The organism is Streptomyces soli (assembly GCF_003999195.1).
Lineage (GTDB): Bacteria > Actinomycetota > Actinomycetes > Streptomycetales > Streptomycetaceae > Actinacidiphila > Actinacidiphila soli.
Window position 1 is genome coordinate 24456 of sequence record NZ_RJVR01000138.1, and the last position, 6619, is coordinate 31074.

At 68.1% G+C, this 6619-nt stretch carries 5 protein-coding genes and 1 pseudogene; 2 read left to right on the top strand and 4 right to left on the bottom strand.

The window, feature by feature from the left end; translation table 11 throughout:
- Positions 1-14: 14 nt before the first annotated feature.
- From EFK10_RS12440 to EFK10_RS12450, 3 genes are read right to left on the bottom strand one after another with little or no spacing between them, the layout of a single operon-like run.
- Positions 15-953, bottom strand: coding sequence for a carbohydrate ABC transporter permease (locus EFK10_RS12440; protein ID WP_127355783.1), 939 nt, complete (start codon positions 951-953; stop codon positions 15-17).
- Positions 954-964: 11 nt separating this feature from the next.
- Entirely contained in the window at positions 965-2008 is a 1044-nt protein-coding gene (locus tag EFK10_RS12445) for a carbohydrate ABC transporter permease (protein WP_127355784.1), read from the bottom strand.
- A 39-nt stretch (positions 2009-2047) separates the two neighbouring features.
- Positions 2048-4195 (bottom strand): fibronectin type III domain-containing protein, encoded by a 2148-nt coding sequence (locus EFK10_RS12450; protein ID WP_127355785.1) that lies wholly within the window; start codon positions 4193-4195, stop codon positions 2048-2050.
- A 435-nt stretch (positions 4196-4630) separates the two neighbouring features.
- Between EFK10_RS12450 and EFK10_RS12455 the strand changes: the two genes are divergently transcribed.
- Positions 4631-5782: an ROK family transcriptional regulator gene (locus tag EFK10_RS12455; RefSeq protein WP_127355786.1), complete on the top strand. Its 1152-nt coding sequence runs from the start codon at positions 4631-4633 to the stop codon at positions 5780-5782.
- Positions 5783-6134: 352 nt separating this feature from the next.
- Here EFK10_RS12455 and EFK10_RS12460 read toward each other — a convergent pair whose 3' ends face one another.
- Positions 6135-6398: a discoidin domain-containing protein gene (locus EFK10_RS12460; protein WP_322973324.1), complete on the bottom strand. Its 264-nt coding sequence runs from the start codon at positions 6396-6398 to the stop codon at positions 6135-6137.
- On the opposite strand from EFK10_RS12460, the pseudogene EFK10_RS12465 reads away from it, so the two are divergent.
- Positions 6393-6619, top strand: a pseudogene (locus tag EFK10_RS12465) (RNA-guided endonuclease TnpB family protein); the annotation flags it as partial. The gene EFK10_RS12460 and the pseudogene EFK10_RS12465 sit on opposite strands and share 6 nt — an antisense overlap.

Here is a 6619-nt window from a genome sequence, read left to right on the forward strand (position 1 = left end):
AGTGGTTCCGCCGGTCACTTGAGGCCGGAGAAGCCGATGGAGTTGACGATGCGCTTGCCGAAGGCGACGAAGAGCAGCAGCATCGGCAGTGCCGCGATCAGCGCGGCGGCCATCAGTCCCGCCCAGTCGGGGGCGGCTTGCGGCGACGACTGCTTGAAGACGCCCAGTGCCAGCGTCAGCGGCTCGACGCTCTGGGAGTTGGTGATCAGCAGCGGCCACAGGTAGTCGTTCCAGGCGTTGACGAACATCAGCAGCGACACCGTCGCGATGGGTGCGGACGACATCGGCAGGATGATCCGGAAGAAGATCCGCAGCGGCCCTGCGCCGTCGATGATCGCGGCCTCCTCGACCTCGCTGCTCAGCCCGAGCATGAACTGCCGCAGGAAGAACAGGGTGAACGCCTGGAAGAGCGCGCCGGGCAGGAGCAGTCCAGCGAAGGTGTTGGTCAGGCCGAGGTTCTTTACGAACACGAAGTTCGGCAGCAGCGTGAACACGCCCGGCACCATCAGCGCGCTGATCAGGATGTTGAAGACGAGGTTGCGGCCGCGCCAGTGCAGCCGGGAGAAGGCATAGGCGGCCGCCGCGGAGAACAGCACGATCAGGATCGTCTGACTGGTCGCGTAGATCACCGAGTTGCGCATGTAGAGCGCGATGTCGAGAGATGCGCCGGAGCCCCCCTGGGCCTGCGCCTGCGCGGTGGAGGCGATGCCGAGCGCCCGCTCGAACGCGCCCCAGGTGAAGCCGACGGGCAGCGGCGAGGAGGGGTTCGTAGCCAGATTGTAGTTATTGGACAGCGCGGTGCGCAGGATCCAGTAGAAGGGGAAGAGCGTGATCAGGACGATGACGACGAGGTACGTCCACGCCAGGATCCGGCCGGGGGACAGCTTCGTCGCGCGCTTCGGGGAGCGGGGGCGCGGTGCGGCCGTCGTGCCGGCCGCAAGAGTGACAGCCATGACGGACTCCTTCAGTTCAGGTCGGATTCGTTGGCGCGGGCGAGGCGCAGCTGAGTGAAGGTGACCGCGATGAGCAGCACGAACAGCGCCAGCGACATGGTCGCGGCGTAGCCGAAGTCGAACTCGTTGAACGCCTTCTCGTAGATGTACATCTGCAGCACGTTCGAGGCGTTGGCCGGGCCGCCCCTGGTGGTGACCTGCACGATGTCGAACACCTGGAAGGAGTTGATCACCGTCAGGACGACCACCATGACGAGGATCGGCCGCAGCAGGGGCACGGTCAGCCGACGGAACATCTGTACTTCGCTGGCGCCGTCGACCCGGGCCGCCTCGTAGATCGTCGACGGGATGGTCTGCAGTCCGGCGAAGATCAGCAGGGCGTAGTAGCCCATCCACTTCCAGATACTGATGGCGGCGAGCGAGGGGATCGCCCATCCGCCGCTGCCGAAGAAGAGGATCGAGTGCCCGGTCAGGTTCTTGAGCGCGATGTTGACGATGCCCAGCGTCGGGTCGAGCATCCACTGCCACACCAGCGCGGCGATCACGTTGGAGATCAGGAAGGGCAGCAGGATGACGCCGCGCAGGGCCGACGAGCGGGTCACCCGGTGCAGCACCACGGCGGTGACCAGCGAGACCAGGGTGCCGAAGACCACGGACAGCACGACGAAGTAGACGGTCACCTGCAGCGAGTGCCAGAAGACGTCGTCGTGGAGCAGCTCGTTGAGGTTGGCCGTTCCCACCCACGAGGGCGGGGTCAGCACGTGGAAGTCGGTGAAGCTGAGGTAGATGCCGCGCAGGGTCGGGTACGCGTAGAAGATCGCGAAGCCGAGGACCGACGGGATGATGAGCAACAGTGCGACCGGCAGGTCCTTGCGGCGGGCGGCCACGGACCGGGTCGGGGCGGAGCCCTTCGGGCCGCCGGCCTTGCGGCTCGCGTGCAGCCCGAGGGCCCTGCCTGTGGTGCGGGGTGAGGCGGCCGTGGTGGCCACCGCGCCGGCTGCGCCGGACGACGGTGTCACCGGCGTCGTGTGGTTGCCCGGCGATGTGACCACCACGGCACTCTCCTTTGCGTGTAGCGGGTGGGTCGGGTCGGATCAGACGGTGATCTTGTCGATGTCGGAGGAGTAGTCGTCCGGGTTGCCGAAGGTGACGGTGTTGCTGCCGGCCTTCAGCTGGACGGGGACGGTGATGGACTGCGCGGTGCCCCAGTTGTTGTCGTTGGTGCCGGGCAGCGGCACCTGGAAGGACGTGCCGCCGGTGGTGACGACGATGGTGCGGCCCGAGGAGCCGTCGACGTAGTCGAGCTTGAGCAGGTAGGTGCCGTCGGCCGGCGCGGTGACGTTGTTGATGGCCACCGTGTTGCCGCTGCCGCCGATGTTGCCGACCTTCTTGCCGCCGGAGCAGCCCGAGCAGTCGCCGACGCTCGCACTGCCGCTGAGGGTGTTGCCCGGGGCCTCGGCCTCGTACGCGACCGGTCCGGTCGCGGCCGGTGTGGTGACCGGGACCGCCTTGCTGGGCTGCGAGGTGCGGCCCTTGGCGTCCTTGGCGACGACGGTGAAGGAGTAGCCGGTGCCCGCGGTCAGGCCGCTGACGGTGGCGGAGGTGCCGGTGGTGGTGGCGACCTGCTTGCCGTCGGCGTAGACGGTGTAGCCGGTGACCTTGGACGGGCCGGTGTTCACCGCGTCCCAGGCGAGGGAGGCGCTGCCGGCGGTGGAGGCGGTGCCGTGAACGGCCAGCGGGGTGCCGGGGGTCTTGGCGCTGCCGGACGGGGTGATGGTGAACAGCTTCGAGCCGTGCGGCGGCAGGTTCTCGGTGATGCTGCCCGAGGAGCTGCCGAGGTTCTTGTGGCTCCACAGGTCCCGCACGGACGCCTTGCCGTTGATGCCGAGGTCGGAGAAGTTGGCGGTGACGTCGCTGTAGCCGGCGCCGAGGTTGAACAGCGCGACGGTGTAGCTGCCGTTGGCGTTACGGGCGTACCAGACCTGCTGGTTGGTGGTCTGGCTGACCGGCTTTGCCGGGTTGCCCGCCTGGTCCACGGCGATGACCTCGTCGTTGGTGAGCAGCGACAGGCCGTAGGAGTCGAGCTTGGTGAGGTCGTCGCCGGAGTACAGCGGAGCGGACTCGATCGCCCATAGCGTGGCGTAGCTCTGCCGTTCGGCCTCGGTCAGGCCGTCCATGGGACCGACGCCCACGTCGAGGGAGTCGAGGTTGTTCCAGTGGCCGGGACCTGCGTCCGGGATCCACTGCACGACGTCGTTCCAGCGCTGCTTGACGGAGTTGTTCCACGTCACGAGCGTGTTGCAGTAGCACTCGACGTCCGTGTCGACGCGCCAGCCGTTGGAGTTCTGCTTCCAGGCGTCGGCCTGGGTGTGGCTGAGCGACCAGGACAGGGTGAGCTGGATGGGGCGGCCGGTGGCCTGCAGCGCGGCGTGCCACGCCTGGACGTCCGGGATGTTGTTGTGGGCCGCGTCGCCCTGGCTGGAGCCTGGGCCGACACCGTCGATCTTGAGGAAGTCCACGCCCCAGTTGGCGAGTTCGTCGGCGATGGACTGGATGTACTTGGTGGTGCAGGGACTTGCGAAGTTCAGCTGGTAGGAGACGTTGTCCCAGCCGCTGGTCTTGCGCAGGTCCGGGTAGACGATGTCCTTCGTGGTGCAGCCCGGCGCATTGTAAATGGGTGTATTGCCGTTGTTGTAGTAGTCCTGGTAGAGGCCGACGGCCAGGTAGAGGCCGAACTTGAGGCCCTTGGCGTGCAAGGAGTCCCCGACGTACTTCATGCCGTGCGGGAACTTGTTGAGGTCCGCGGTAGGACGGGCGTAGGCGTCGGACACGTTCTTGCCGTTGTCCACGTTCCAGCCGGCATCCAGGTTGACGTAGTTGTAGCCGTGGGACTTCAGCTTCGAGGCAACCACGTTCGCCTGTTGGAGTATGTTGGCCTCCGTGAGCCACTTCTCCCCGCCGTAACCAGGGAAGTTAGTGGACTCCAGACTCCAACTGCTCCAGCCCATGTACGGCTTGTTGGCCAGGACGGGCGCGGACTGACCGCCCGCCGTGGTGGCGGTGGCCGACGTGGAGGTCTGCGCCTGGGCCGGGGCGGCGGCGGACGCGCCCGCCGGCACGGCGAAGGTCGCCGCGAGCGCGGTGACGGTGATCAGGGGCAGAGTGAGGGGGCGCAGAACACCGCCGCGGCGGGCGGGCGCTCTGTGCCGTGTTGGTGGTACGGGTCCTGCTGGACGAGCCATGGGGTTACTCCATCTCGGCGCGGAGACACGGCAGGGTCCGGACGGGTCCTGCCGTGCCCGCGCACGGTCAGCCGCCTTGAGGATTGGTGTGTCGGTTCTCGGTACAGGGCAGCAGGACGTGCCTGCCCGCGGTGTGTTCCCTTGGTGGTGGTCGTCCCGGAACACCACCAAGGGGGTCATGCCGCGACCGGTTGGGAGGGGGCCGGCCACGCTCCCGACGGGAGGGCCGTTCTGCCCGCCCCGACGCGGAGTGCGGCGAATGTAGCCGGAGTTTTCTTCCAGCGTCAATATAGTCGGCCAGGAAAAATCCGATGTCTGCTGGCGTGATCACAGGAAACAGCACCAAATTGACCATCGGGCGACCTATACATGGGATGACAGAGTCGCCCGCCCCGAGGGCTTCCTTAGTTTCCTTTGGAAAAGTATGGTCCGGGCATGACGCTCGCCGACCAACCTCCCGCGGCCGCTCTGGTCTTCCAGACCCTGCTCGTCCACGGCCCGCTCACCAGGGCGGAGGTCGGCCGGCGCACGGGGCTGTCGCCGGGCGCGGTCACCAAGGTCGCCACTCCCCTGCTCACCGACGGCTGGATCACCGAGCTGGGCCGGCCCGCGGTCGAACGGGCCTACGGCCGCCCGGCCACGCTGATCGCGGTACGGGCCGAGCGCGCGCACTTCGTCGGGGTGAAGGTCACCGGCGACGAGCTGATCGGCGTCCTCGCCGACCTCACCGCACAGCCGCTCGCCACCGGCCGGGTCGCGCTCGCCTCACGCGACGTCGGCACCGTCGTCCTGGCCATCGCCCGGCTGGTAGGCGAACTACGGGCCGAGGCCGGCGCGGCCAGGAAAAGCGGCGTGCACAGTATCGGCGTCACCATCTCCGGGGAGGTCGACGGGCAGACCGGCACCGTGCAGTACTCGCCCTTCCTCAACTGGCGCCGGGTGCCGCTGGCCCAGCTCGTCGAGACGGCCACCGGCACGCCCACGCTGATCGAGAACGACGTGCGGGCGCTGACCGTCGCCGAACAGTGGTTCGGGGCCGGTGTCGGACTGCCGTCCTTCGCACTGGTCACGGTCGGGGCCGGGATCGGCTGCGGGATCTCGATCGGCGGGCGGGTGGTCTCGGGCGCCCACGGTGTCTCAGGAGAGGTCGGACATCTGCCGGTCGGCGCCGCCCGCGTCTGCACCTGCGGCAACACCGGCTGCGTGGAGGCCGTCGCGTCCACGCACGCGATCACCGAGCAGGCCCGGCAGGCCAGCGGCAACCCGGAGCTGACCATGGACGAGGCGGTACGGTTCGCGCACGCCGGCGACCCCGCGGTGCGGGCGGTGTTCTCCCACGCCGGCCACGCGATGGGCCTTGCGCTCGCCTCCGTGGCCAACCTGATCGGGCCCGACCGCATCATCATCTCCGGTGAGGGCGTGGCCTCCTACGACCTGTACGAGGACCAGATCCGGCAGACCTTCGGCGCCCACGCGTTCGGCGCGGCGGCCGAGTGCGACCTCGTGGTCCGCCCGCTGCCGTTCGAGGAATGGGCCCGCGGTGGCGCAGCGTTCGCCGCCCAGAGGTTGTTCGCGCCGACCAAGTGACCACGCGGCAGGGCCTCTTTGCTCCGGGCTGACTTCGTCACCACGGGTGCTACCAAGAGGCCCTGTCCTTATGGGCAGTTATGGGTGAACTCGCCTACCTTGCTTGCCGATGTGGATCAGTTAGTTCACAGGCACCGGCGGACGACGGCCGTGCGCTCTGGCCGGGGCATCCCGGGGGAGGTGGGAGATGAGGGCGCCCGGGGCGGTGCCGCCGGGGTGGAACGTGGCGGTGCCGCCGGGCGCATGACGCGCGCCAGGCGGCACCGCAGGGGCCAGACGAGGTCAGATCACGAGCTCCAGACCTGGAGCTCCGAGACCTGGCCGGCCGGCCAGCTCGAGTTGGCCGTGACATTCACCCGGAAGTAGCGCTGGGTGGTCGCGGGGAAGGTGATGGTGACGGTGTTGTTGCTGGCCGGGTCGAAGCTGTAGGTCGCCGACGCTTCACCGTGGTGAAGATGGAGCCGTCGGTGCTCGCCAGCAGGGACAGCGTCTGGGTGCGGGCGCCCCAGCTTGCGGGCAGCTGGAGGACGACGCGGGACGCGCTCTGCGCGGAGCCGAGGTCCACCTGGATCCACTGCGGGAAGGCGTTGTTGGCGCTCTCCGTGTCGTAGTCCATGCCCGGATCACCGACCGGCGCCGCGATTACCTGCACAAGCTGACCACTCGACTCGTCCGTGAGAACCAATCGGTCGTGATCGAGGACCTGACCGTCCGCACCATGGTCAAGAACCACAAGCTCGCCCGTGCCATCTCCGACGCGGCGTGGAGCGACATGCGGTCGATGCTGGAGTACAAGTGCGCCTGGTACGGGCGTGACCTGGTGGTGGTCGACCGGTG